The sequence below is a fragment of the Amycolatopsis sp. NPDC104775 genome, from assembly GCF_055583325.1.
The window spans coordinates 11,496-36,214 of the sequence record NZ_JBVJOE010000004.1; the positions used below are offsets into that span (position 1 = coordinate 11,496).

Annotated in this window: 16 protein-coding genes; 7 read left to right on the forward strand and 9 right to left on the reverse strand. The window is 69.6% G+C overall.

The window, feature by feature from the left end; genetic code table 11:
- Window positions 1-3,867 (reverse strand): hypothetical protein (locus ACZ63D_RS18805; RefSeq protein WP_465355593.1); only part of this gene is annotated, 3,867 nt, incomplete at its 3' end.
- A gap of 990 nt (window positions 3,868-4,857) precedes the next feature.
- Between ACZ63D_RS18805 and ACZ63D_RS18810 the strand changes: the two genes are divergently transcribed.
- From ACZ63D_RS18810 to ACZ63D_RS18820, 3 genes are all read left to right on the forward strand, one after another.
- On the forward strand, window positions 4,858-5,904 hold the full coding sequence (locus tag ACZ63D_RS18810; protein ID WP_465355594.1) for a helix-turn-helix transcriptional regulator: 1,047 nt from the start codon (window positions 4,858-4,860) through the stop codon (window positions 5,902-5,904).
- A 621-nt stretch (window positions 5,905-6,525) separates the two neighbouring features.
- Window positions 6,526-7,647: a PLL family lectin gene (locus ACZ63D_RS18815; RefSeq protein ID WP_465355595.1), complete on the forward strand. Its 1,122-nt coding sequence runs from the start codon at window positions 6,526-6,528 to the stop codon at window positions 7,645-7,647.
- Window positions 7,648-7,701: 54 nt separating this feature from the next.
- Complete coding sequence (locus tag ACZ63D_RS18820) at window positions 7,702-8,793, forward strand: PLL family lectin (protein WP_465355596.1); 1,092 nt, start codon at window positions 7,702-7,704, stop codon at window positions 8,791-8,793.
- A gap of 1,913 nt (window positions 8,794-10,706) precedes the next feature.
- On the opposite strand, the gene ACZ63D_RS18825 is transcribed toward ACZ63D_RS18820, so the two are convergent.
- Together ACZ63D_RS18825 and ACZ63D_RS18830 are read right to left on the reverse strand one after the other, a co-directional pair.
- Window positions 10,707-11,093: a DUF5990 family protein gene (locus ACZ63D_RS18825; RefSeq protein WP_465355597.1), complete on the reverse strand. Its 387-nt coding sequence runs from the start codon at window positions 11,091-11,093 to the stop codon at window positions 10,707-10,709.
- A gap of 508 nt (window positions 11,094-11,601) precedes the next feature.
- On the reverse strand, window positions 11,602-11,973 hold the full coding sequence (locus ACZ63D_RS18830; RefSeq protein ID WP_465355598.1) for a bleomycin resistance protein: 372 nt from the start codon (window positions 11,971-11,973) through the stop codon (window positions 11,602-11,604).
- Between the two features lie 219 nt (window positions 11,974-12,192).
- On the opposite strand from ACZ63D_RS18830, the gene ACZ63D_RS18835 reads away from it, so the two are divergent.
- The 4 genes from ACZ63D_RS18835 to ACZ63D_RS18850 all read left to right on the forward strand — a co-directional run bounded on the left by ACZ63D_RS18835 (window position 12,193) and on the right by ACZ63D_RS18850 (window position 19,438).
- Window positions 12,193-13,908: a condensation domain-containing protein gene (locus ACZ63D_RS18835; RefSeq protein WP_465355599.1), complete on the forward strand. Its 1,716-nt coding sequence runs from the start codon at window positions 12,193-12,195 to the stop codon at window positions 13,906-13,908.
- Window positions 13,909-14,179: 271 nt separating this feature from the next.
- Window positions 14,180-15,640, forward strand: a complete 1,461-nt coding sequence (locus ACZ63D_RS18840) for a hypothetical protein (RefSeq protein WP_465355600.1) — start codon at window positions 14,180-14,182, stop codon at window positions 15,638-15,640.
- Between the two features lie 43 nt (window positions 15,641-15,683).
- On the forward strand, window positions 15,684-17,438 hold the full coding sequence (locus tag ACZ63D_RS18845; protein WP_465355601.1) for a carbamoyltransferase family protein: 1,755 nt from the start codon (window positions 15,684-15,686) through the stop codon (window positions 17,436-17,438).
- A 23-nt stretch (window positions 17,439-17,461) separates the two neighbouring features.
- A complete protein-coding gene (locus ACZ63D_RS18850; protein WP_465355602.1) occupies window positions 17,462-19,438 on the forward strand; it encodes a hypothetical protein in 1,977 nt (658 codons plus the stop codon).
- Window positions 19,439-19,445: 7 nt separating this feature from the next.
- Here ACZ63D_RS18850 and ACZ63D_RS18855 read toward each other — a convergent pair whose 3' ends face one another.
- From ACZ63D_RS18855 to ACZ63D_RS18880, 6 genes are all read right to left on the reverse strand, one after another.
- Complete coding sequence (locus tag ACZ63D_RS18855; protein WP_465355603.1) at window positions 19,446-19,685, reverse strand: VOC family protein; 240 nt, start codon at window positions 19,683-19,685, stop codon at window positions 19,446-19,448.
- Between the two features lie 274 nt (window positions 19,686-19,959).
- Window positions 19,960-20,325: a GNAT family N-acetyltransferase gene (locus tag ACZ63D_RS18860; protein ID WP_465355604.1), complete on the reverse strand. Its 366-nt coding sequence runs from the start codon at window positions 20,323-20,325 to the stop codon at window positions 19,960-19,962.
- Between the two features lie 41 nt (window positions 20,326-20,366).
- Window positions 20,367-21,938: a VOC family protein gene (locus tag ACZ63D_RS18865; protein ID WP_465355605.1), complete on the reverse strand. Its 1,572-nt coding sequence runs from the start codon at window positions 21,936-21,938 to the stop codon at window positions 20,367-20,369.
- On the reverse strand, window positions 21,935-23,110 hold the full coding sequence (locus ACZ63D_RS18870; protein ID WP_465355606.1) for a DegT/DnrJ/EryC1/StrS family aminotransferase: 1,176 nt from the start codon (window positions 23,108-23,110) through the stop codon (window positions 21,935-21,937). Before ACZ63D_RS18870 ends, ACZ63D_RS18865 begins: the two co-directional genes overlap by 4 nt.
- Window positions 23,107-24,090 (reverse strand): aspartyl/asparaginyl beta-hydroxylase domain-containing protein, encoded by a 984-nt coding sequence (locus ACZ63D_RS18875; protein ID WP_465355607.1) that lies wholly within the window; start codon window positions 24,088-24,090, stop codon window positions 23,107-23,109. Before ACZ63D_RS18875 ends, ACZ63D_RS18870 begins: the two co-directional genes overlap by 4 nt.
- A 31-nt stretch (window positions 24,091-24,121) precedes the next feature.
- A complete protein-coding gene (locus ACZ63D_RS18880) occupies window positions 24,122-24,700 on the reverse strand; it encodes an ankyrin repeat domain-containing protein (RefSeq protein ID WP_465355608.1) in 579 nt (192 codons plus the stop codon).
- Window positions 24,701-24,719 lie beyond the last annotated feature (19 nt).

A 24,719-nucleotide genomic window follows, 5' to 3' on the forward strand; every position in this document is an offset into this window, starting at 1 on the left:
CTGGGCCGACAACCGGATCGCCTCGTCCCCGATCTTGATAGCGTCGTCGAAACGACCGGCCGACGCGAGGAAGTTCGGAGTCGGCCACAACGCCCAATCGGCCAAATGTCTCCGATAAGCCGGATTCCGCGCTGCCAACGGCCGCAGAATATCCAGACCTTTCATCGCGTAGTCTGCGGCTTTGGGCATCATTTCCTGCTTGAGCCCAATAGCCAGGCCGGTGTTCAGATTGGCTCGGGCGGACTGATACCTCAATTCGTCATCGCTGGGATTCTCCGCCGACAGCTGGGCCGACAACCGGATCGCCTCGTCCCCGATCTTGATAGCGTCGTCGAAACGACCGGCCGACGCGAGGAAGTTCGGAGTCGGCCACAACGCCCAGTCCGCCAGCTGCCTCCGGTAGGCCGGGTTCCGCGTGGCCAGCGGCCGCAGAATATCCAGGCTCTTCATCGCGTAGTCCGCCGCTCTCGGGATCAGCTCCCGGCTGACCGAAACGGACTGGGCTACTGCCATGGCGGTTTGGGCGGCGCGGAAGACGAGGTCGTCGTCGGCGTTCTCGGCGGCGAGTTTGGCGAACAGTCCGACGGCCTCCTCGCCGACCGTGACCGCGTCGTTGAACCGTCCTGCGCCGGGCAGGATCGTCGCCGACAGGTACGCCGCCCAGTCCGCGAGCGGGCGACGGTAGCCTGGGTCGTTGGCGGCGATGTCGCGGGCGGTGGCGAGCGCTTCCATGCCGCGGGTGGCGGCCTCGTTCTTCTTGCCTTGTGCCCACAGCGTCCGTGTTTCGGCCATGGCCGCCTGGGCCTGGGGTTGGATGCTTCTGGCCACGTAGCGTTTCGCCAGTCGGAGGTTGGCGGTCACTTCGTCGACCAGCGGCAGCGTCTGCGTTTCGGTGCCGGCGGCGCGGGCTTGGAAGTGTCCGGAGACCGCGTTGTACAAGCGGTTTCCGCGCTGACCCGCGATGTGGAGGATGCACGATCCGACGGCATCGGAGTTGGGGTTGCGGAACTGGGCGCAGTCGAAGGGTTCCTGTCCGGACTTGGCGTCGTTGAGCAGGTCCAGTTTCAGCGCGGAGTTAATGTACTGGGCCTGCGCCGCTTGACGGTAGATTCCGGACAGCACCGGGGAGCCCGGCGTGTTGGCGACCAGACCGTGTGTTCCGTAGACCAGTGCGTGGAGTTGGTCGTCGGTCTGCTTGCCGCGCGAGAACCCCAAGTCGGTGTAGGCCTGGTAGAGCTGTGCCGTATTGCCGAGATTCTTCGCCGGCTGCGATTCTCCGCGGTCGAGCGTATCCGCGACGACGGTGTAGTAGGCCGAACGACGACTCGCGATGAGGGAGTTCGTGTACGACCGGGAGAACGGCGGAAACTCTGTGACCTTCTCCCCGAACGAGCCGGCGTCCAGCCACGGCTTGTCGCTGGCCACGATCGGACCCAGGTCCGGCTCGGTAGCGCATTCGAACTCCTCGGGCGTTCTCCTCAGACACGATCCTTCCCACTTGTGGGCCGGCTGGACGTGAATGTAAGCGGTGTACAGGCCTTGGTTGATCTTGAGCTTGGTCACGAAGTCCACATGCACCTCGAGGCTGAGCCGGACGCGGTTGACCCCGTGTGCGGTGTAGGACACGTTCTCGTAGCAGGTCTCCAGCTGCCAGCCGGGCTCGATCCAGCGTCCCAGCGTCAGCATGGGAGTCATGTCTTTCTTTCCGTCCACAAAGGACGGTGTGCGGATGGTCGCGGGGTATTTGCCGTCGCAGCTGTTCGCCGTGGGCGGAGGCCCGCTGAGCTGGTCGGGCTGGACTTGGCCGAGGCCCTGGTCGGCGTCGCCCCACAGGTTGAAGGGACGGTCTTTCCTGGTCACCTCCGGCCGGCTCTTGAGGTTCTCCATGTCCGCGACGAACGCGTTCAGCTTGTTCGCGTAGTCCTCGTGGAGCTTGCGGTACAGGAGGTTGACCTTGTCGGCCCGCCCGGTGTCCGGAGCGCTGAACTGCTGGGTATGCGATGTGATCTCCTCTCCCGCGTCGACGAAGGCTTGGGCGCGGGTCTGTGCCGCTCCTTCTTTCTTGGCCATTCCGGGGTTCTGCAGGGCCATCAGGTAGTACGCGCGAGCCGCTTCCGCCCACAGGTCGATGTTGGGTACCGACGTCGGCGTCGGCGAGGCCGCGAAGGAGGTGCCGTAGTGGACGTTGGCGTAGTTGGCCAGCCAGTCCACCGAGCCGGTCGATCCTTTCTTGGCCAGCACGTCGCCGGCGTCGTTCTGGTCGAAGGACTGTGCGGTGAAGGTGCCGTTTCTGGCGACCACGGTGGCCATGGCCAGGAAGCTCGACGCTTTCGGGGCGTAAAGGTTCTTGTAGTCGTCCTCGGTGGTCAAGGTGCGCCCGTCGTTCCAGTACGGGTAGTCGACGTAGGCGACGATGTCCTTGAGGAACTCGACCTTCTGGGCATCGCTGAGCGAGCCGAGGATTTCCTTGTTGAAGGCTTGGAGTTTGGTCTGGATGGTCAGCAACTGGTCGTGCACCTCGGCGACGCTCTTGGTGACATCCTGGATCAGGTCGATGACGTCGTTGAACCCTTTCTGCATGTCCCGGTAGATCTGGTTGAGCCCTTTGTCGATGCGGTCGAACCGCTCGTTCATCGTCTTGTAGACAGTTTCCAGGCTCTTCTGGACCTGAGCGAACCCGTTGTTGATCGCGCTGAGGATCCGTTGCTGCGCGGCCTGTTCCTGATCGGCGCCGTGGCTGCGGCCGAACAGGCCGGCGAAGATCTGCACGATGCCGATCACCGCGCCCGCCACGGCTCCGATGCCGCCGATCGCCGCGCCGGCCGCGGTCGCGCTGGCCAGCGTGGCCACGCCGGTGATCAGGGCGTTGATCTGAGTGGCCACCCGATAGGCGAACTCGACGTACTGGCCGAGCTTGTTCGCGAACCCGGCGTCGAAGTACCGCATCACGCCGAGCACCAGGTCCAGGCCGCCCTTGGCGTAGTCGATGGCCTTCTGCCGGTTGGCCTGACCGTTCTTCGCGTCCGTGACCGTGCCCTGGTCGGGCGGATTCTGGATGGCGCCCGGGTTCCCGGTCGAGCCGGAAGCGTCCGACAGGAACTTGTTGAGGTCGTTGTTCGCCGCGTTGAGCCTGTCTTGCAGCGCGGTGAACTGCCGCTCGACCTCGGCGTAGAACGCGGTCTTGCCCAAGGCTCCCTGCGCGATCAGGGAGCCCACGTTGACCACGTCCCGCACGATCGGCAGGTTCTGCAGCGCGTTGACCGCCGAGGTGGGATCCAGGCTGAACGGCTGTCCGGACGCGGCCGTGCCCACCTTGTCCCGCCAGGAGCCGGCGAAGAGCCCGTCGTTCACAGCCAGGTCGCGCACCGAGGACCACAGGTCGGACTGGAAGCGGCCGAGGTTGACCTCCAGGTCCAGCCCCTGCTGGGCGCCGGTCAGCCGCTGCTCCCGGTTTTTCATGCCGTGTGCCAGATCGCGCCCGGACAGCACGCCGAGCAGCGACGTCATTCGCGGTCCGGTGATCTCCGCGTCGGCGACGTCGTAGACGAAGGTCGTCAGCTGACGCAACGTCTCCGTACGCGGCAATTCGGCCTGGGCCGGGGTCAACCGGCCCAGGGCGGTCTGCATCCTTGACACGTGGTCGTTGATCCTGGCGAGGTCGGCCCCCGGGTTCTTGGCCCGCCAGTCCAGCAGTTCGGCGCTGAGGACGGTGTCTTTGTCGTAGCCGACGCCAGCGTCCTTGACGCGGATGGCGGCGCCGAACAGGACCTGGCCCAGCTGGGCATCAGTGAACGTGACCGGCGGATCGTCGGCGTGCGCCGACGGCGTAACGCCTGCGACCGTCGCGATCACCACGACGACCACCACCGCGCTTCTCAACCAGCGCGTTCTGCGTCTCCGTCTCATGAGCGAATGTCACCTCTATCCGTTTTGACCTTGATCACCAGTGCGACCGGCGGGCCGCCGTCGGATCGTCGAAACCAGCGGCTGCGCGGCTCGGCGGGCTGAACCGCACTTTCACACCGGGTCCAGCCGGAAGTGAAGAAACGGCACCCGAATTGTGTTGCACAGCATGGAGACCTCGCGATCTCAGGGGTGGGGACCGTCCCCTCGAACAAGACGGAGAGGCGAAAGAGACTCTCCCCCTCAGCGCGGGCTGGAATTATGGGCCGTGTTCCGCCTGCGAAAGGGCACGCGGACATCGTGCTGAGTTTGCGAGCGGCGGCGCTCGTCGTTTCTCCCTCATCCGGTATTGACGGTGCACTGTGCAGACCGACCGCACGCGGCGGTTCCGTGGGCAGAGCGCGGGCGCGACGTGAGTGGAGGAAAGGTGCCCGTTGCGCGGCCGGGTGTTCAAGATCTGCTGTTTGGCCGCGGTTGAGCCGTTCGGCGGCCCGTTGTGAAGTCCTTTCTCGGGCGGTCGCCCCGATCTGATCGGACCGGGGCCGGTCACCACTGTCGCCCGAATCGCCGCGTGGCCGGAATACCTGATATTGGGGGTTGACGTCCGGGTTTCGCCACCGGGCGCGGGCCGAGGCACCTCGCCGAAGCTGACCAGGCTGTCTGTCACCTGTAGCGACGGCGGGCCTGTGCTGGGCTTCTCGAACCGGGAGCGCCAGGCGTGGGGAATGCGTGGCGAGGTCCGGCTCGCGGTCGGCGACTCTCCTGAACCGGCGGCCGTTTTCTCGCAGCTGAATGAGATTGTGGCCGGAGCCGACAGTCTTGAGCTCCCTGAAAATGTGCCGCACCTCCGGGCTTGACCGATGGCGGCCGCGCCGACCATCCATCGGCTACGGGCTCCGCCTGCGTCGTGGCCGGCGTGTTGTCGGGCACGGCGGCGGGGAGGACCCTGGAACGATGGCGCGGTCGACAGAACGTGTGGTGCGCGAGCTTGCGGGGCTGCCCGGACGGGGGATCGAGGCGAGCGAACTGGGAGAAGCGCTGTCCCGGGCGATCGCGCCGCTGGTGGCGCACGACGGGCTGCGGCTTCTGGGATACTCCCCCAGCACGAGTACCCGCCTGGGCTCGTTCGGGTTCATCCACGGATACGAGCCCGATTTCGGCCGGGCGCTCTACCGCGGTCTGTGGACCGGAGACGATCCCTGCCCCTTGAGCACTTTTCAGCAGCGGCCAGTCCCCGGTTGCGTGGCAGGCGGCGGTGAACCGCGGCAACGGTCGACGCGGCAGATGTTCAGCAACTACGGCGTCGGGTCCGAACTGCGCGTGGCTTTGCGCACCGCACGCGATGTGTGGGGAATAATCGGCCTGTTGCGAGCGGAGCACACGCAGCCCTTCACCGAGCAGGACACCGCCGCCGTCGCGTCTCTCACCACGGCACTGGTCGGTGTGCTGCGGCGGCACGTCGCCACGGGACCGCTGGCTCCGGGCCGGGCCACGCTGCCCGCCGGCGTGCTCATCCTCGACGCGCACGACCGCATCCGCGCGACCACGCCGGACGGCCGCAATTGGCGAGACCAGGTCCGCACCCGCGACGCCAGCCCGGACTGGGCACTCGACGCTGGGCTCGCCATCATGGCCAGGGACGCGCGCGCACGCGACGGCGATTCGCACGCCACGGCACCGCTGTTCGTGGGACCGGCCTCGAGCTACGGAACCTGGGTAGCAGCCCACGCGCAGGCTCTCGACGGCGGCAGCGCAGGAGACGTCGCCGTCGTCATCCAGCAAGCCGCCGGCGATCTTCTGCTGCCGTACTTCGGCGACTGGTATGGCCTCACCGCCCGCGAACAGCAGATCGTCTCCCGGCTCTGCCAGGGAACCACGGCGAAACAGATCGCCCGGCACCTCGCCCTGTCCGTGCACACCGTCAACGAACACCTCAAATCCGTCTACCGCAAAACCGGAGCCGACGGCCGCGACCACCTCACCGCCGCCCTCAACGGCTGAACCGCACAGAACCCGGCGGCGCTGTGCCCCGCTCTCGCCCGCCGCTTCGCGGCGGCCCGCCCCGCAAGTCGGCGACCATGCGAGGCCGCGGGCAAAAGCCCGCATCGCGGGCGGCCGTCGCGACGCTGCCCTGCGGAGCGGCTCTTCGCACAGGCCCCTTGCGGGAGACCATCCCGCCCGGTCCAGGAATCGGGCGGTGCCGACATGCTCTGCCAAGCAGTTTCCAGCCCGCGGTCGCGGTGAACAAGATAGCTGTCAACCCTCAACATCCGGTATTTTCGAACCGCATCGGCCTGGGCCACAGTAATCCTCGTCCCGGTTCGCTCCAGCCGGAAAAAGCCGGGAAACGTACTCCCGCATGCGCATTCCGAAACGGTTGCCCACCGAATCGACAGCCGGAGAATCCGCAGTTTTCAGCGCACTTCTCTGCGATGAAAGGACCATGACGATGAGAGTGTTCACGCGACCACGCAAGCCGGCTCGGCAATCCCGTCCTCGATTCCGGTCGCGGCGTCGGGCAATGCAGCCGGCGGCAACCGGACTGGTTGGCGCTCTGTCCACGGCCGCGCCCGAGGCGGCTTCGGCTCCCACGCATTCTCCCGGAGCGAAAGGACTGAGTGCGTGAAGACCTTGGTGAGATGGCCGTTGGCGATGGTCGCCGCACTGGGATTGGCTCTCGCCGGGACCGGATCGGCCGCAGCCCGCCCGCAATCTTTTTCGCAGGCCGGCATCTCGCCGGCCAGCCCGCCCGCCGCGGGGCGGAACGCCGATGGCAGGCTTCAGGTCTTCGTCCTCGGCCAGGACGGAGCTGTGTGGCGCAACTACCAGGACCCGAACGCCGCACTGGGGTGGAGCGGCTGGTCCAGCCTCGGCGGCGCGCTGACGAATGCGCCTTCTGTCGCCAATAACGCGGACGGCAGGCTGGAAATCTTCGCCCGGGGTAAGGACGGCGCGCTGTGGCACAACTACCAAGCCCGGCCCAACGGCGAATGGAGCGGCTGGTTCAGCCTCGGGCACCGCGTGACCGACGATCCGTCGAGCACGGCCTCGGTCGGCAGCAACGCCGACGGTCGCCTTGAAGTCTTCGTCCGCGGCGTGGACGACGCGTTGTGGCACGACTACCAGGACCCGAACTCCGCGACCGGATGGAGCGGATGGGCCAGCCTCGGGGGCGTGTTCGAAAGAAGCGCCGCGGTGGGGCGCAATGCCGACGGCCGGCTTGAGGTGGTCGGCCAGGGCCAAGAACATTCCTTCTGGCACAGCTATCAAACCTCGCCCGGCGGGGGATGGAGCGGCTGGAACCGGCTCGACGGAGTGTTCACCAGCCCGCCCGTGGTGGCAGCCAACGCCGACGGCAGGCTCGGGGTCTTCGGCCGGGGGCAGGAAAGAGCTGTCTGGCACAACTACCAGACCGCGCCCAACAGCGGGTGGAGCGGCTGGTTCACCTTCGGCGGAGTGTTCACCAGCGCGCCCTCCGTCGGGACCGGTGCCTCCGGCCGGCTCGAGGTCTTCGGCGTCGGGCAGGAGGGGTCGATCTGGCGCAACTACCAGGATTCCTCGTCAGGCACTGGATGGAGCGGGTGGAACAGCCTCGGCGGCCGCCTGATCAGCGCGGCCGCCGTGGAGAGCAACGCCGACGGCCGCCTTGAACTCTTCGCCATCGACGCTTCCGGCGTCATCGCACACGACCACGAGATCGTCCCTGGCGGTGCCTGGAGCGGCTGGTACCGCCTGCCTGGCTGAACGTGCTTCCGTTGTGCTTCTGGACAGAAAAGGCCTGAACCTATGAAAAGACGAATGTTGCTGGCAGCCGTAGTGCTGAGCGCCGTTGCCGTTGGCGCTGGCCCGGAAATCGCGTCGGCGGTACAGTCGCTGGCCAGCGTGCCCGCGGTGGGGCGCAACGCCGACGGCCGGCTCGAGGTCTTCGCCATCGGCGGCGACCGCGCGCTGTGGCACAACTACCAGGATCCCGTTTCCAGCACCGGATGGAGCGGATGGAACAGCCTCGGCGGCGTGTTCGCCAGTTCGCCCGCGGTCGGCTCGGACGCCGACGGACGACTCGACGTCTTCGCGGTCGGACCAGACGGAGCGATGTGGCGCATCCACCAGGACCCCGGCTCCGGCACCGGATGGAGCGAGTGGCAAGGTCTCGGCGGCGTATTCCGCAATACCCCCTCGCTGGGCCGCAACGCCGACGGCCGGCTGGAGGTCTTCGGCCGCGGCCAGGAAGGGGCGCTCTGGCACAACTGCCAAACCGCGCCCAACGGGGACTTCGGCGGCTGGAACAACCTCGGCGGCGTGTTCACCGACAACTTCGCCGTGCAGCCCAACGCCGACGGACGGCTCGAGGTCTTCGGCCGCGGCCAGGACGCGGCCATGTGGCACAACTACCAGGACCCCGCCTCCGGCACCGGATGGAGCGGCTGGAACAGCCTCGGCGGCGGGTTCGCCACCTCGCCGGCAGCCAACCGCAACGCAGACGGCCGGCTGGAAGTCGTCGCCGTCGGGCAAGACGGCGGCGTGTGGCATGCCTCCCAGACCTCCGCGTCCGGCACCGGATGGACCGGGTGGGACCGACTCGGAGGCAACCCCCGCTTCGTCACCGACCTCGCGATCGGCCGCGACGCCGACGGCCGCCTCGAAACGGTGGCGACCGCGAACAGCGGCACCGTCTGGAACAACTTTCAGGGCACTCCCAACGGCGGCTGGAACGGCTGGCGCGACCTCGGCGGCGACATCTCGGCAGCACCCGTCGTCGAAAACAACGCCGACGGACGGCTCGAGGCATTCGCACGAGGGTGGAACGGAGCCCTCTGGCACAGCCGTCAAACCACACCCAATGGCGGATGGAGCAGCTGGTACAGCCTCGGCGGCTCGATCTACGGCTAACACGCCGGCAGCGGAACGAGCCAAAGGCTACTCGCGAGACCCCTCCGCATCAGCATGACGGGATCTCCCGAGCGAGCGACCGGCAGACCAGGACGGCAGACCCGGTTCCGGCTCCGCTGAGCCGGAACCGGCTGCAACGTCCCGCCGCGTCCCGCCAACTCGAATTCCGCACGCAGCTACGCAGCCTGCAGATATCCCACCTCGCCTCCCTTGCCTCACACGCCGAGGCACCACCCCACTGACCAGCGGTTCGCTCGTCCTGCGCACCGACCAGGCACCGACTCGCGCAAGCGCCCGCCACATCCGCAAACCGTGGCCGACGCTCTGCCGGCCTCTTACGTAGCCTCGCCGCCTAGCAGGCGAGGGCACCGTTGCCTGCGTCGCCGAACATCTGCTCATGCTCGCCGCATGGCCCGGAGACCGAACCTCGTGTCACCCGCGCATCCGTGGCCGCGCCGCCGCTGTGCCGGCGGCCGGCTGCCACCGGGCGAAAGGCGGAACGCGGGCCGAGCACCGTGGCCTCGATCGGCGCGAACGCCGGGTGGGCTGCGCTGGCGACCGAGCTCGATGGACTCTCACCGATGCGACGCGGAACCCTCAGGGCCGGAAAAACGTCGCCGATACAAGAATTCGTCGCCGCACGGGTCTCGGAGATGGCGATGCGGCCAGGTGTCGACGTCGGTTCTCCGGGATTTTTCCGGCAGGACGGGCGTTGGCGCAGATCGTGAGAAGCGTCCGCCGATATCCGGCGGTGGTGTCGCCCTATGGCCGCCGTTGGCGCGGCGAGCGGGGCTGCAAGCGCGTGTGTCCGGCAAGATCCTCAACCAGCGAAGGGCAACGCCGAAAACACTGGTATCCGGACACCAGTCGCGATCACGAGACTCGGCTGAGTCGCCGTTGCCTTGCCGACGCGCAGGACCCGCCTGCTTCCGGCCGTACGCACCCCCGATTCCGCTCACCCCAGTACGGAGCCGCACTCAGGCATTCGCTCGATACCGTCGGCGTTCCGCAGCGGCCACTGCCCTCCATGACGCTGAACCAACGCCTCGGCACTGGGTTCGGCCGCCCGGCTCATCTGAAGTCCTCCCCTCGAGGACTTCAGCTCGCACCTCCCCAGAGTGACACGGCGCACCGGCGCAGTCTTCAGCAGAAACCCGCAGTTCAGTCGCGGGTTATCCGCAGCGGAGGTGTTGCCGTGCTGGGGAGCCATACAGGTGTTCGCATCCTTGATGCGATTCCGCCGGAACTCCACTTGTCAACACTGCCGCACACCGGCTTCTCCCATTACGATCGAAGCATCGACGCATTCGGGCACCGAGCAGTCGAGCAAAAGCCAAGACGTTCCTTTTTAGCCATGACCGCAAACTCTCACCTGAGCAATATTCCCCATCGTGCTTTCATCGCATTTACCCGGCGCGAATCCCGAGCTTGCCTCAGCCCGAGCAAGAATGCATGACGGCGCACAGTGGACTATCCGACGAGAACCACGACCCCTCGTCGCCGCATCTCCACGATCAGCTGGCGCGCCTGGCCGATCAGCCGCTGACCCTCGACGTGCTCACCGTTCTCGCCGACGAGCAAGCCACCGTTTCCTCGCTCTGCCTACGGCTTCGAGTTCGACCCCGCGCGGTCGTCGAAGCTGCTTCTTCCAGCTTCGACCGGCTGCGCCCGGAAGGCCACGGGCGATCCGCCCGTAACCGCGCGGCGTCGAGGGTCAGCCAGCCGCGGCGGTCCGCGCTATCCGTGCAAGCTGACGCCATGACGTCCTCAGCTCCAGCGAACCGGCAGCATCGCGTCGCTGGGAAGGATTGCTGCCAGATCATCGCGCAGCGGTTTTGGCGACGACGTTCCCTCGTGCGGCCGACAGGTTGACTCCTCGATAGCCGGCTTGACGGTTCCGCCGTCCGAGTGCCTCACTTACCTTCGTGCTGAGCCCAGCCGTCGCCGTGGAACCGGCAGCGGGTCGTGCCCAGGTCGGTGACCCGGCCGACGAGTGCGACCACCTGCTCGCCGAGGCTTTCCGGCAACGGGACTTTGAGCCGCCGGGTCCATTCGGTTTCGCCCGGCGGTCGGAAGCTGATGTAGAGAAACCGCTCCCGGGTCGGGCCGTGGACATGGCTTCCGGAGTAGGAGACGGTGCCGTCCGGGCGGAGCCGGGCGCCGACCTCTGTGGTGTACCGCACCGCGCCGTCCGGCAGGGCGGTGCCGGGCTCGATCGCGCCGGACCGGTCCTGCAGGCCGAATTCGAGCTGCCCGTCCTGGTCGTCGAGCCCGTCCACGGTCAAGGTGATTCGCACCATCGGCACATCCCTGGGTGAGGTGTCGGTGAAACCCGTCTCGCTCATCATCTAACAGCCGCAGCTCCTGATGAGATCGCAGTGTCGAGCGGCTGCAGGGGCATGCGTTGCGACGTGGGCGGTTCGCCGTCATCGAACGGTATTCGGGCCGGTTCTCCCCCAGCACTAAGCCTCGCTCCGGACGTACCGTCGGAAGCAGGTTCCCGAGCCGCCGCACCAGCGGAGCAGGCACGGGAATGCCCATACTTGGCGGGTTTCCGGGAGACCTTCATGCCGTTTCTCTTCACCAAGACCGCCTTGCCGCGGAGGTCTGGTGCTACGACGAGCACGCCTCGGGTTCAGGACGCACTCGACGACCCGGTCCGGTCCGCCGTCGCCGTTTCCGAGCGGCCTTACGAATCCGGCAGTTTCGACACGGTCGGCTGCGTTTTCCGGTCTAGAGCACGCGGGTCTGACCACCACGCAGGCGGCCGGGCAGCGATCCCGAGCGGGACCCGGACACGGATCGGCCTTATTTCGCGGCGGGCTGGTAGAAGGTCAGCGCGTTGTTGTCCCGGTCGAGCACGGTGAATTCCGGGCCCCACGGGTGGGAGTCCAATGCCCCGTTGGGGTGCACGACGTCGAGCGCGCGCAGCTCCTCGTACAGCGCCTTCACATCCGAGACCTGGACCCGGCACGAGCCGGAGCCCGCGAGGTGCGGTTCCGCGCCGGCGGTGTCCGGCTGGTTCGCCGGCCAGAAGTGGATCTCCACGCCGTCGCGCTCCACGACACCGTAGTCGTCGCCCACATAACCGCGGGCAAAGCCGAACTTTTCGGCGTAGAAGTCGGCTGCCTGCTTGATGTCGGCGACCGGCAGACACGGAATCGCGGTCAACAGAGCCATTTCAGCCATCTCCAGATCGAGTCCGTCGTCGTGCTTCGTCGCGACCAGCCTACCGCTCCCGGCGAGGCGGGCGAGTGCGCGCGACCCGATTCGCCCCTTCGCGTAACGCACGCCGACAGCTACGCTGAAAGACGGCCGCTGGCAATTCCGCTTTCGGCGGCTCGTCAATTGCCTTCGGCTCGGCAAAGCCGCGCTCTGACGTTACGGCCGGGAGGCACTGTGGTTCAGATTCCGGCCGGGCGCCGCGCGGGCAGCCGGTCCAACGGAAAACGGAATATTCTTCGGCGATGGTTCGCGCGGCGGCCGGCCGAGCGCGAAGAGGCGAACCGGGACGGGCCGCTGCCGCTGTCGTTCGACCAGGAGCGCATGTGGCTGATCGACCGGCTGTTCCCGGCGTCCGTCGCCGACGACGAACCGGTCGCGGCCCGGGTGCACGGACCGCTGAACATCCCCGCGCTGGACGCCGCGATCGCAGCGGCGACAAGCCGCCACGAGAGCCTTCGCACCCGGTTTCCGGTGCTGGAGGGCGTCCCGCACCAGGTCGTCGATCCGTACACGCCCGCGCGGCTCCGGATCCTCGACCTCGGCGGGCCCGGTGCTCCCCTGCTCGCGGCAGTCGTCGCGCAGGTGCGAGCCCGGCCGTTCGCGCTCGAATCCGACCCGCCGTTTCGCGCGGAGGTTCTCCGGCTGGCGCCCGAAGACCACGTGATCCTGCTGAGCGTGCACCATCTCGCGGCCGATCTCTGGTCGATCGCGGTGCTGCTCGAAGAACTGGCTTCGGCCTACCGATCGGCTTGCGCGGGCGAGCCGAATCGGCTGCCGCGTCCGGCCGGGCAGCCCGCGGAACTCGGCCGGCGGCAACGGGAACGGCTCACTCCGGCCAAGAGGTCCGCGCTGCGGGAACACTGCCTGGCCCGGCTGGGTGGGGTCCGTCCGGTCGCGCTGCCGTCCGATCATCCGCGGCGGGTGCTGCCCAACCTCGGCTCCCATGTCCGGGAATCGGTGCTCGACGGCGAACTCAGCGCCGGTCTGCGCCGGCTCAGCGCGGCGGAAGGGGTCACGCTGTTCGTCACGCTGCTGGCCGGCCTGCACGCCCTGATCAGCCGCTGGAGCGGGGCGGCCGACTTCGCCGTCGTCTCGGTTTCGGCCGGGCGGCACGGGAGCGAGACCGAACGGACGGTCGGCCTGCTCACCGAATGCCTGGTGCTGCGGCTCAGCGGCGCCGGCGACCCGGCCTTCCGCGAACTGCTCGGCGCGGCGCGAGACGCGGCACTCGACGCGTTCGACGCCGCGAAGCTGCCGTTCGCCGAGGTCGTCGCCCTGCTGGACCCGGCGCGCGATCGCGAGCCGAGCCCGCTGCGGCAGTTCGGGCTTTCCGTGCACAACATTCCCCGCGCGAAAGCCCCGCTGCACGGGCTGACCCCGGCGGCCCTGCCCGAGCCGGAACCGGGTGCCGCGGCGGGGCGCTCGGAGGCCGATCTCTGGCTGGAGGTCTTCGACACCGGGCACGGAGAGCTGCCGATCCGCCTCCAGCTGGACGACGCGCTGTTCGAACCCGCGTCGCTGCCGCTGGCCGAAAAGCTGCTGGGCACGCTCCTGCGGGACGCGGTCGCGCGACCGGACGCCCGGATCTCCGAACTCGCCTTCGAGAAGCCGGCGGGGTGGCGGACGCACTCTCCGGCCCGGCCGGAGCCCGCCGCGAAGCCGGATCCTTCGACCACCGCACTGGTCATCGAACTCGTCGAGGAAGTGCTCGGCGTCCAGAACGTCGCGGGCGGCGACAACTTCTTCCTGCTCGGCGGGACGTCGCTGGACGCGGCACGCCTCACCGCGGGCGTGCAGCGGCGTATCGGCGGAAAAATCGGCCTCTACGCGGTCGCGACCGCCCGCACCGTCGACGGGATCGCCGCGGCCGTCGAGCGCGGAACCCCGTGAGCATTCGCCGCACGATCCAGGTCTGGCCGGAGGAAAATCCTTCTCCATGCTCGGCGCATCGTGACGCAAAATCAGCGAGTGCCCGGCAAAGAGGTGATCCGAATTCACCCGGTCGCCCGTCGCGAGAACAGCCGAGCCGAACCATCGGTCCGGCTATTTCCGCCGCGGCCCGCCATTTTCTCCTCGCGGCAGACACAAAAAGGCTATCGCCCGCCTCCGGAAAAGGGACTACTCTCGACGACGCGCTTCTCGCCGGCCGCAGGAGGATGGAATGCGCGTGCACCGGCCGTCCGGAGTCCCCTGTCTCCAGGTCGGCGACGTCGGCAAGGCCATCGATTATTACCGCACCTTTTTCGGTTTCTCCCCGGCGTCGGTCTCCGGGAAAACCGCGCTGCTGCGCGGGCACGGCGTTTTCCTCTCTCTCCGCGCCGGGTCTCGTGCGCGGGACGCACCCGAGCCGGACGCGGCCATCCTTGTCGCGCAACCGGAAATCCTGCGCCGCAGGCTCGACGACTGGGGTGCGCATCTGGTCGGGCGCGATGCGGCCGGACCGGACTGCTCATACGGTTTCCGGGACTGCTACGGCAATGTGATCGCGGTCGGCCCGGCCGGCGGTCTCGCCGCGCTCCGGCGGCGGATAGCCGAGCCGCTCGACAGCGCGCGCCGTGCGCTCGACCGGGCCCGGACCGCACGTGCCGAACACCGGCAGCTCCCGGCGTTCCGGGAATTTCTGCGCGCGCAGCCCCGGACGTCCGGCGCGTACTTCCTCCATTTCACCGAAGGACTCCTGCACTGGGTGGCGAAAACCGCCGGGCTCGTTCCCCGCGACGTCCCCTTGGTGCTGCTCGGTTCCGCGCTGCCGCCCGCTGAACGCGCCTGGGCACACGAGAATCTCGGCCGTCCCTTCCACCACTTCGACCTCCGGCTGGACGACGCGGGCGCGCTGGAGATCCTTTTCGCCGCCGCCGGGGACGACTTCGGCTGGCTGGCGCCGGGATGCCTTGTGCTCAATCCGGGCCTCTTCGCCGAATTGCCCGCGAGCGGCCGTGCCGTCTCGGTCGCCTGCACCTGGTCGTGGGACTCCGGCGCCGGTTTCCCGATCGCCAACACCCATCTCGCGTTCTTCAGCGCCGACACGATCGCCGCGGTGCGGGACGCGGGCATCGACGTCGGTCCCGGCGTCTACGCGCACGAACGGTTCAACCGGCAAGTGGAGGGGCGGCGCTGCTACAGCCGGACTCCCTCGCGGGCGCTGCGAAAGCTGGCGGGCCCGGAGGTCCCCGGCGGAATGGCTTTCTACGAACCGACGGTCATGTACCAGCTCGCCGCTCGCACTCTCGGGAGGCCGATCGCCCGGGTGCGCGAACTTTCCGGCTACGGAACGCCGCAGGGCGAGTCGGCGGGAGACGAGAGTTCGGACGAGCTGATGTACATCGCCGGGCTCGGGCACGCGGACGTGCTCGAGGAATTCAGCGGATACTTCCACGACGCCGAGGTACGGCTGCGCTATCTGCTGGCCGAATACCTGGCGCTCGTCCCGGTCGCCGCCGCGTTGCCGGACGCGTACGGGAGGCGGCTGGCCGCGGTGTCCGAAATGCTGGCCGCGCGGGGCATCGCCGAGGAGTCCGTCGCGGACCTCTGCGCCCGGCACCTGGTCGCGGACCGGGGAATGTCCCCGCGTGCCGCCGCGCTCGCGGTCGGCGGCCAGCGGGCCGCCGGGGGACCGCGATGACTTCCGCCGCCGCGAACGGCAACGACAGGCAGGTGAGCCCCGCGTGATCATCGTCGGGATTTCGGCTCTGTACCACGATTCGGCGTGCGCCGTCCTGATCGACGGACGGCTGGCGGCGGCCGCGCAGGAGGAACGCTTCACCCGGCGGCGCTACGACGCGTCGATGCCCGCCCATGCCTTCCGCGCGTGCCTTCGCCAGGCCGGGATCGGCATCGCCGACATCGACCGCGTCGCCTACTATGAGGACCCGGTCGTGCGGCTGGGCCGTCAGCTGTGGAACGGCTTGCCCGAATTCCCGCCGAGCACGCCGGAAACCCTGTTCCGGCTGGACGCCGACCGGCCGTTCCGGGAGATCCGCGAGTCGCTCGGCTACTCCGGCGAGGTCGTCCCGGTCACCCATCACGAAGCGCACGCGGCGAGCGCCTTCTACTTCTCCGGTTTCGCCGAATCCGCCCTGCTGACGGCGGACGCGGTCGGCGAGTGGACGACGACGAGCTACGGCCGCGCCGGGCCGGACGGGATCGAACTTTTCGAGGAGGTCGCGTTCCCGGATTCGCTCGGGCTGTTCTACAGCGCGCTGACGTCGTATCTGGGGTTCGAGGTCAACAGCGACGAGTACAAGGTGATGGGCCTCGCTCCGTACGGCGAAGACAGGTACGCCGAGACGCTGCGCGCGCTGATCGCCAATCTGCCGGGCGGCCAGTTCCGGCTGGCCCCGGCGTATTTCGACTTCCGGCGGCCGGACCGGATGTACACCGACGCGCTCGCCGAACTGCTGCCCGCACCGCCGCGGCGGCCCGGCGACGAGATCGGGGCCGTCCACCACGATCTCGCGCGGAGCCTGCAGGTCGTGCTTGAGGAGGTCCTGCTGGACAAGGCGCGTCATCTGCACGAGCGCACCGGATCCGAAAACCTCAGCTACGCGGGAGGCGTCGCGCTCAATTGCGTGGCGAACACCCGGCTCCGCCGCGACGGGCCGTTCCGCGACCTCTTCGTCCAGCCCGCCGCCGGCGACGCGGGCGGCTGCGTCGGCGCCGCCGCGCTGGTGCACCACAGACTGACCGGGACGTACGTGCGGGAGCGGATGGTCGACGCCCGGCTCGGCCCCGCCTATCCCGCCGACGAGATCCGCGCGGGCCTCGACACCGCGGGCGTCCCCTACCGCGCCTTCGACGGCGACGAAACCGGATTGCTGGACACCGCGGCGGAACTGCTGGCCGCGGGCAAGATCCTCGGCTGGTTCCAGGGCCGCATGGAGTTCGGCCCCCGGTCGCTGGGCGCGCGGTCGATCCTCGCTGACCCCCGGGATCCGCACATGCGCGACCGCATCAACGCGCTGGTGAAGAAGCGCGAGTCCTTCCGGCCGTTCGCCCCCGCCGTCGCGGCCGACCGCTGTCCCGAGTTCTTCGACTGGACCGGACCGGCGCCGTTCATGCTCGACACCGCTCGGGTCCGCGACCCCGCCGGGCTGCCCGCGATCTCCCACGTCGACGGTTCGGCTCGGCTGCAGACCGTCGACGCCGCGGTCGATCCGCGCTTCCACGGCCTGCTGACCGCGTTCGGGAAGCGCACCGGATTCCCCGTCCTGCTCAACACCTCGTTCAACATGCGGGGCGAACCCATCGTGTGCACGCCCGCGGACGCGCTGGCCGCGTTCGTCCGCTGCGGGCTCGACGGGCTCGTGCTCGGCGACCTGCTGGTGCGCGCCGAGGATCTTCCGGACGGATGGGACAGGCTCGTCGGGCTGATCCCGGCCGCGCCGCCCCGTGAGCGCACCGACGTGTACAGCTTCGTCTGACGCCCTTCGGAAGGCAGGTGCCCATGCCCGCAGCGGACGCCCTCAGGCGGAGGGCGGACCGGCTCGCCGCGCTGCTCCGCGGCTCCGCCGGAACGCAGATCCTCGCCGAACTCCAGAAACTGGCGGTTCGGCGGAATCCGCCCGGACCGGCGAGCGAGCGGGCGCCGGAGCTGGGCCCGTGGCGGATCGGGCCGGACACCTCGCTGCACCGGATGGACTGGGCCCCAGAAGAGCTCGAGTCCTGGGCTCCCGTGGAATGCCTGCCGCCCGCCGGCGACGCGCGGCGAGCCGTGCTGATCGGCGAATCGGCGGCCCGGGGCTGGCCGTTCGACCACGAGCGAAGCTGCGGGCGAGTGCTGCACCGCCAGCTGGGCGAGGGCTACCAGTGCGTCGACCTCGCCAAGACCGGCGCGACCGCGGCGGTCCTGGGCGACCTCGTCGACCGGCTCGACCTCATCGCTCCGGACGTGGTGATCGCCTTCGCCGGAAACAACTGGGCGGAGCCCTTCTTCCGGCTCGACGCCGCCGACGAGATCGCGGTGCGCGACACGCTCGCGGACGCGCTGCGGGCAGGCGGGTACGCCGCGCTCCGGGAACGTTTCCTTTCCGTGGTCGCGCACGCCCGTGCCCGCGGGTTCCTGGAGCGCCTCGCCGCGCTCCAGGACCGCTGCTCGGCCGAGGTCGTCGTCGTGGTGCCGGAATTCAATCTGCGCGGCTGGGTCCCGCCCGCCGACATCGAGACGCCGGTGCTCGCGCCTGCCGCGCTGGCCTCCTGGCACGACCTCAAGGAGCAGGCCGAGCACGCCGCCGGAACCGGGCGATGGGAGGAAGCCGGATCCCTCGCCGCGGCCATGGCCGAACTCGATCAAGGCACCAGTTCGATCCCCGGCTGGCTGCGCGGCCGGGCGGCGCTGGCGATGGGCGACGAGGCGGCGGCGCGGACGGCGTTCGAGGACTCCAGGGACGCGGTGTGCGGCCTGTTCGTCCGGCACGTCCCTCGAATCACCCGGCCGGTCCAGGACCTGCTCGCGACGTTCGCCGGCGACCGCGGCTGGCGGTGCGTCGACCTGCGCGCCGTCTTCGGCGCCCCGGGACTGCCCGACCCGGAGCTGTTCCACGACTACTGCCATCTTTCCGGACCCGGCATCGAACGCGCCATGGCCGCGGTCGCCGACGCGGTCACCGGCAGCCCTCCCGGAACCGCGACGCCTGGTCCGGGGCCGGACCCGCAGTCGCGTGCCTTCGACCACGCGCACGCCGCCGCGCACATCGCCTTCCAAGGGCAGCCGATGCCTTCCGTGCTGGACCGGCTGCGCGCGGCCGTCGACGCCGATCCCGGGTTCGGCCCCGTCCTCGCGGGCACGGTGGCCCTGCTCGACGCTCCGCGTCCACTGTGGACGAATCCGGCCGCGCTGCGGCTGGTCGAGGCCGAACAGCTGCTGCCGTTCCTCTCCGGCTTGGTGCAGACCCGGGGCATGCCGCCCGAACTGTGGACTCTGCGGGAATGCCTCGGCGAGCTGTTCGAGTCCGCACCCGAGCGCAATCGCGACGCCGATTTGCTCGAAAGCCCCACGGCGGAAGGGCATCCACTCCCGAACTGGCGGTCCTCGCTCGCCTACCACCGGGCGATGGCCAGGCAGTCGGAGTTCGCGTTCGCCCTCGCGCGGCCGGACGATCTCGCCCTGGCGGTGACCTACCGGATGCCGGTCGCCCCCGAGGGAACGGCCGCTGAGCTGCTGCTGAACGGGACCGTGGTGGCGACGCTGCCGAGCAGTCCGCAGTGGACCTCGGCGATCGCCGAGGCGGACGGGCGGCTGGCTCGGCGCGGGGTCAATCGGGTAGGAGTGCGGTGGCCGGTGCCCGCTCCGGATCCCGCCGCGTGCCATCAGGCCGACGCCGAGGCTCTCGAGCGCGGGGAATTCCCTTCCGTCCTGCCGGTCTTCGGGGAGCTGTTCGAAGCCCGCACTCTCCTGCGGAACCCGTCCGCCGCTTCCGGCTGACCGGCGCTCACCCGGGGGTGCTCACCACGATCCGGTGCCCCTCCGGCAGCCGGAACGCGAACTCCCGCCTCCCCCACGGCTCGCGGACCGGAGGCTCGACGCCGGTCGCGCCCGCCGCCGTCACCGCGGCGTACAGCTCGTCGAACCCCGCGGCGACGTCCAGCGTCAGGACCGCCGGCGAGCATTCCCCGCGCGGTTTCCGCACGAGCTGGACGCCCGGCCCGGCGCTCCACGGCCCGAGGACCATCCCGGCGGCCTCGGGCGGCTGTCCCGCGGAGAAGGAAACCCGCGCCCCCCAGCGCGGAGCGCAGCAGTTCCGTCGTCGCGGCGACGTCGGTCACGGGCAGCACCGGCTCGAGGTGCAGCACCGGCGCCGGCTCCGGGCGCCGTGACCGGCCGAGCACGATCATTTCGTGCGGGCGGTCGCGGTGCTCGTACCGCTGAGCGAGCCGTCCCCGTTCAGTCAAGCCGATCTTCCGGCACACGGCGAGCGACCTGACGTTCGTCGATTCGACCCAGGCCTACACTCTTTCGTGCCCGGCGGCGCCGAAGGCGTGTTCGACGATCGCCGCGGCCGCCTCGGCGGCGAACCCGTGTCCCTGCGCCGATCCGGCCAGAATCCAGGTCAAGCCGGGGATCGCGGTGCCGCCGAGCAAGCCCGCCATGCCGATCGCCGCCGGATCGCCCGCTCGCCGGATCGCCCAGAGCGCGGCTCCCGGCTGCCCGACGCCCTCGGCGAGCAGCTGCCTGGTCTCCGCCTCCGACGCGGTCGCGGGCCGGGTCCACCACGCCATCACCGCCGGATCGCCGTAGGCCGCGTGGAGGGCGGGGGCGTGCACGCCGGGGTCCAGCGGCGTCAGCGTCAGCCGGGATGTGTTCAGCTCCACCGAGTTCCGTCCTTGGTCGCCGTTCCGCCGCGGCGGCCAGCCTACTTCAGCGACGGCTCTTCCGGCCCGCCGAGGATCCGGTCGGCCGCCTCGGCTCCGATCCCGCGAGCGGACACCAGGTGCTCGCGGATGGCCTCCCTCGCCCGCGCGGGATCCAGGCCCGCCTCGCGCAGCTGCTGCTCGATCGTGGACCGCCGTTCGCGGTATCCGCTCGGCAGCCGCTCCACCGACGCGCACAGAACGGAGTATTCCGCGGCCAGATAGAGCCGGCGGAACTCCTCGGCGTGGAAATACCGGCCGTAGTAGCTGATTCCGCCGATGTGCACGAGCTCGTCGGACAGATCCTGCTGCCACACGTGCTCCCCGGCCGCGGCGGCCTCCGCGAACATCGCCTGCGTGCGGTGCGCGAGCGGCCGGACCGCGCGAGTCCGGTAGCCCGCCGCGGCGGCGGCGATCTGGTAGCCGATCAGGGTGTCGAAGAACGGCGCCTCGCCCGGGGCCTTCGGCAGGCCCCGCTCGTCGGCGGGCAGCACTTCGAGCAGGAGCCGCCGCTGCTTCGGCGTCGGGACCCGGCAGTACGTCCGGTGGTGCAGCAGCGGGACCATGCCGCCGTCCCAGGCGTAGTTGGTCGGGGACAGATACCGGCCGCTGGCCCGCAGTTCCGCGATGATCCCGGCGTTGAGGAAGACGAGATGGGTGCAGGCCACCGGGACGCCGGGAACCGCCGGATACGTCCAGGCCGCGTTGACCGCCACGTCGTCGTCGAGCGCGGCGAGGTCGGCGAACACCCGCGGGTCGAGCACGAAGCAGTCGATGTCCACGTAGCCGAAATTCGTCGTGTTGGCCGCGAAAAGGATTTCCCACGCGGTGTTGTCGTCGATCTCCAGTTCGGAATTGAACACCGGGCGGCCGAGGTGCTCGCTCAGCCATCGTTGTTCTTCGGCGGGCAGGCCGGAGCCGAAGAACACCAGATTCACCTCGGGCGGAATGTGTTTCGCGGAGGCGGCCACCCAGTGCAGCAAACCCTTGGTGAAGAACATGTACACCGGGTCCCGGCGGCTCGGCAGGTCCGCGTGGAACCGGGCGAACCTCGCGTGCTCGGGCCGCTCCTCCCGGGCGAATCTCCGGTCTCGCAGCGAAGTTCGCAGCCGCGCCGGAACCACCCGTTCGGCGAGATCCCGCGCCGCGGGCCGCCATCCCTCGGCCGCTTCGGCGAACGCCAGCGCGTTGCCCCACTCGTCGCGGATCTCCAGTGTCCGGTAGGACACCGCCGAAACGCCGATGCCGACCTCGACCCGGACCCCGCCCTCGCGCAGCGCGCGAGCGACCCGGTCGAGGTCTCCGACGAAGAACAGCGCGTCCCAGCCGGAATTTCCCGACCGGTGGCGCCGGGTTTCCCGCTCCTCGTCTCCCGCCGCCCGGAGCAGCACGGTGGCGCCGTGCCCGGTGCCCAGCGCCGCGTGCGGCCGCCGGCCGCCGAGAAGCTTCATCTCCCGGAAGCCCGCCTGGTCGCGGTAGAACGACACCGCCCGGTCCAGATCGCCCACCCACAGGCAGGGCACGCCTTCGCCGCCGCCGACCGCCAGTTTCGCCGCTTTCCGGGCCCAGTTCACGATCGCGTCCTCTCCTTGGCCGCGGCTGGCGCCGGCGCGCCGAATTCAGCGACAGCGGCGGCGAGTTCGTCCGCGACCGTGTCGACGTCCCGGTCGCCGAGCCCATGGTGCAGCGGGATGCACAGGGTCTCGGCGGCGGCTCGTTCCGTGCCCGGCAGTTCCGCCCGCTGCGCCCCGTATGCGGGCAGCCGGTGCAGCGGTGCGTAGCGGAAGCTCGTGTAGATCCCGCGCTCGTGCAATCGCGCCGCGACGTCGTCGCGGATCCGCGAGTCCATCCGGACCCAGTAGAAGTAATGCGAGCTTTCGTGCCCAGGCGGGACCCGCGGCGGAAGGCGCAGTCCGGGCGCCGCGGCGAGCCGCTCGTCGTAGCGGCGGCAGATCTCGCGGCGCCGCAGGACGAACGACGGCAGTTTTCCGAGCTGCACCAGGCCTATCGCCGAGCAGATGTCGTTGGTGACCGAACGGCGGCCGAACGGCCCGACGTCGAATTCCCACCAGCGTTTCCGGGTCCCGGCCTCGGCGTAGCCGCTGAACTGGCGCATGCCGAGATAGGCCAGTTCGGCGGCTCGCCGGGCGAGCGCGGGGTCCTTGGCGTAGAGCATCCCGCCGTCCCCGGTGACCAGGATCTTCATGGCGTCGAAGCTCCACACGCCGAGATCGCCGAAGGTGCCGCAGGCGGTGCCGCCCGCGCGCGAGGCCACCGCGCACGCCGCGTCCTCGACCAGGGCGATCCCGTGTTCCCGGCACAGCGCGGCGATGGCCGCCACGTCGCCGGGACAGCCGCCGTAGTGCAGCACCAGCACGGCTTTGGTCGCCGGCCCGAGCCAGCGCGCGACCTCGGCGGAGCCAGGGTTCAGCGTGCCGGGATCGACGTCGCAGAAGACCGGCTTCCCGCCGCGCGCCGCCACCGCGTTCGCCGCGCCCACGAAGCTCACCGACGGCAGCACCACCTCGTCGCCCGGCCCGATGTCCAGCAGCTCCATCGCCAGGAACAGGCCCTCGGTGCACGAGTTCACCGAGACGACCCGGTCCTCGGCGACGCCGAGGTGCGCCGCGAACGCCGCTTCGAACGCGCGCGTCCGCTTTCCCTTGCCCAGCCAGCCGTCGGCGAACACCTCGCCGATCGCCGCCAGTTCCTCCTCGCCGAGGACCGGCTCGAAGAGGTTGATCACCGGATCGCCTCCGCCGCCGCGTCCGCGCGCTCCCAGCGCACCTGGTCGCCGACGAGTTCGGCGCCGGTGATCCCGGTGCCGGACAGGTAGGTCGCCACCAGCTCCCGCACCGTATCGTCCGGGGTCAGGGCGATCTCCCCGTCGCGGACCCGCACGCGCGCCAGGCCGCGCTCCCGCATGAAGGACACGATCTGCTCCTCGAAGTTCCGCTGCCGGCGAAGCAGGCGTTCCTGGTGGTCTCCCGCCAGGTCCGGATGAAGCACGTCCATGATCAGCACTACCCGGTCGCCGGTCCCCTCGTGGCGCACCTCGTGCTCGAACGAATCGTCGAAGACCAGGCACTTGCCTTCCTCCCACCGCATTTCCCGGTCCGCGACCCGGATGCTCACCCCGGGCGGGATCGTGATCGGCAGATGGATGCGCAGCAGCGCGTTCGTCGGCCCGCAGTGCGGCATGATGTGCGTCCCCGGGGCGACGCGGGACACGGTGATCACTCCGGGGCTGAGCGCGGTGACGTCCGGGACTTTCTCCAGGATGCCGGTAGTGACGGGGAACCGTGCGCAGATCCGGGTCTGCCACCGGCCGTCCCGGTACAGATGCGCCTGCTTCCACGCGCCCTTGCGGATCAGCCCGGCGTCGTCGGTCGTCGGCACGACCGGGTCGAGCGGGGTGTCGAGCACCTGCTCGATCTCCGCCCGGATCAGCGGGTAGTTCTCCTCCAGGTAGGAGGTGAACCAGAACTCCCCGGCGTCGTGCACCGGTCGTGCGGTCAGGCCGGGGATGTGTTCGCGCGCCCGTTGGAAGGGCTGGTCCCACACGCCCTGCCGGACCGCGGCGGCCGCGCATTCCATCGCCTTCTCCGTATCGCCGGCGTAGTGCCAGGCGTCGATCAGGCTGGCGTAGTAGCGCCGGACCATCTGCTCGAGATACGCGCGCGCACCGACCGTGCCGGAAGTGCCCGCAGCCTGGTTTTCGGTCATCGCTGCCTTCCTTTCCCGAGATGCCGCGCGGTCAGCCGCGGTCCGCCGGAGGCTCTGGAGCCTCCGGGACGAGGTCGAGGTCGTCGGGCACGGCGAAGCCGAGTTCTTCGCGGCAGAACCGCTCCCATTCGGGCGGGCCGTCCGCGAACACGACGTCCTCGCCGGGCCAGATCGCGGCGGTGACGGTGAAATCCTCGTGCAGGTAAACGAATTCCCCGCCGTCCTCTCCGGCGCCAGCCGGCCAGCCGGGGTAGGCGCGCACCTCGCTCAGCGGATAGGCGCGGCAGTACGGCGTCCAGTTCGGCGACCGGGTTTCGCCGCCCGCGCTCTCGCGCAGCAGCCGGGCCGCGTCCCGGTGCCCGGCCGCGAGGGCGATGTCGTACGGCGTGCGCCCGTCCTCGGTTTCGGCCAGCGGATCCGCTCCTGCCTCGAGCAACGCCGACACCGTCGCCGGATCTCCATTGCCGGCCGCCCAGTCCAGCGCGCTCCACCCGTCTTCGTCCCGGGCGGACAGCTCCTCTCCGCCCGGCGCCAGCTCGCGGATCGCCTGGCTGTCCCCGTTCCTGCTCGCCGCGGCCAGTGCGCCGCGCCGCCGTTTGCCCGCTGTCATCACCACTCCTCGGTTCGGT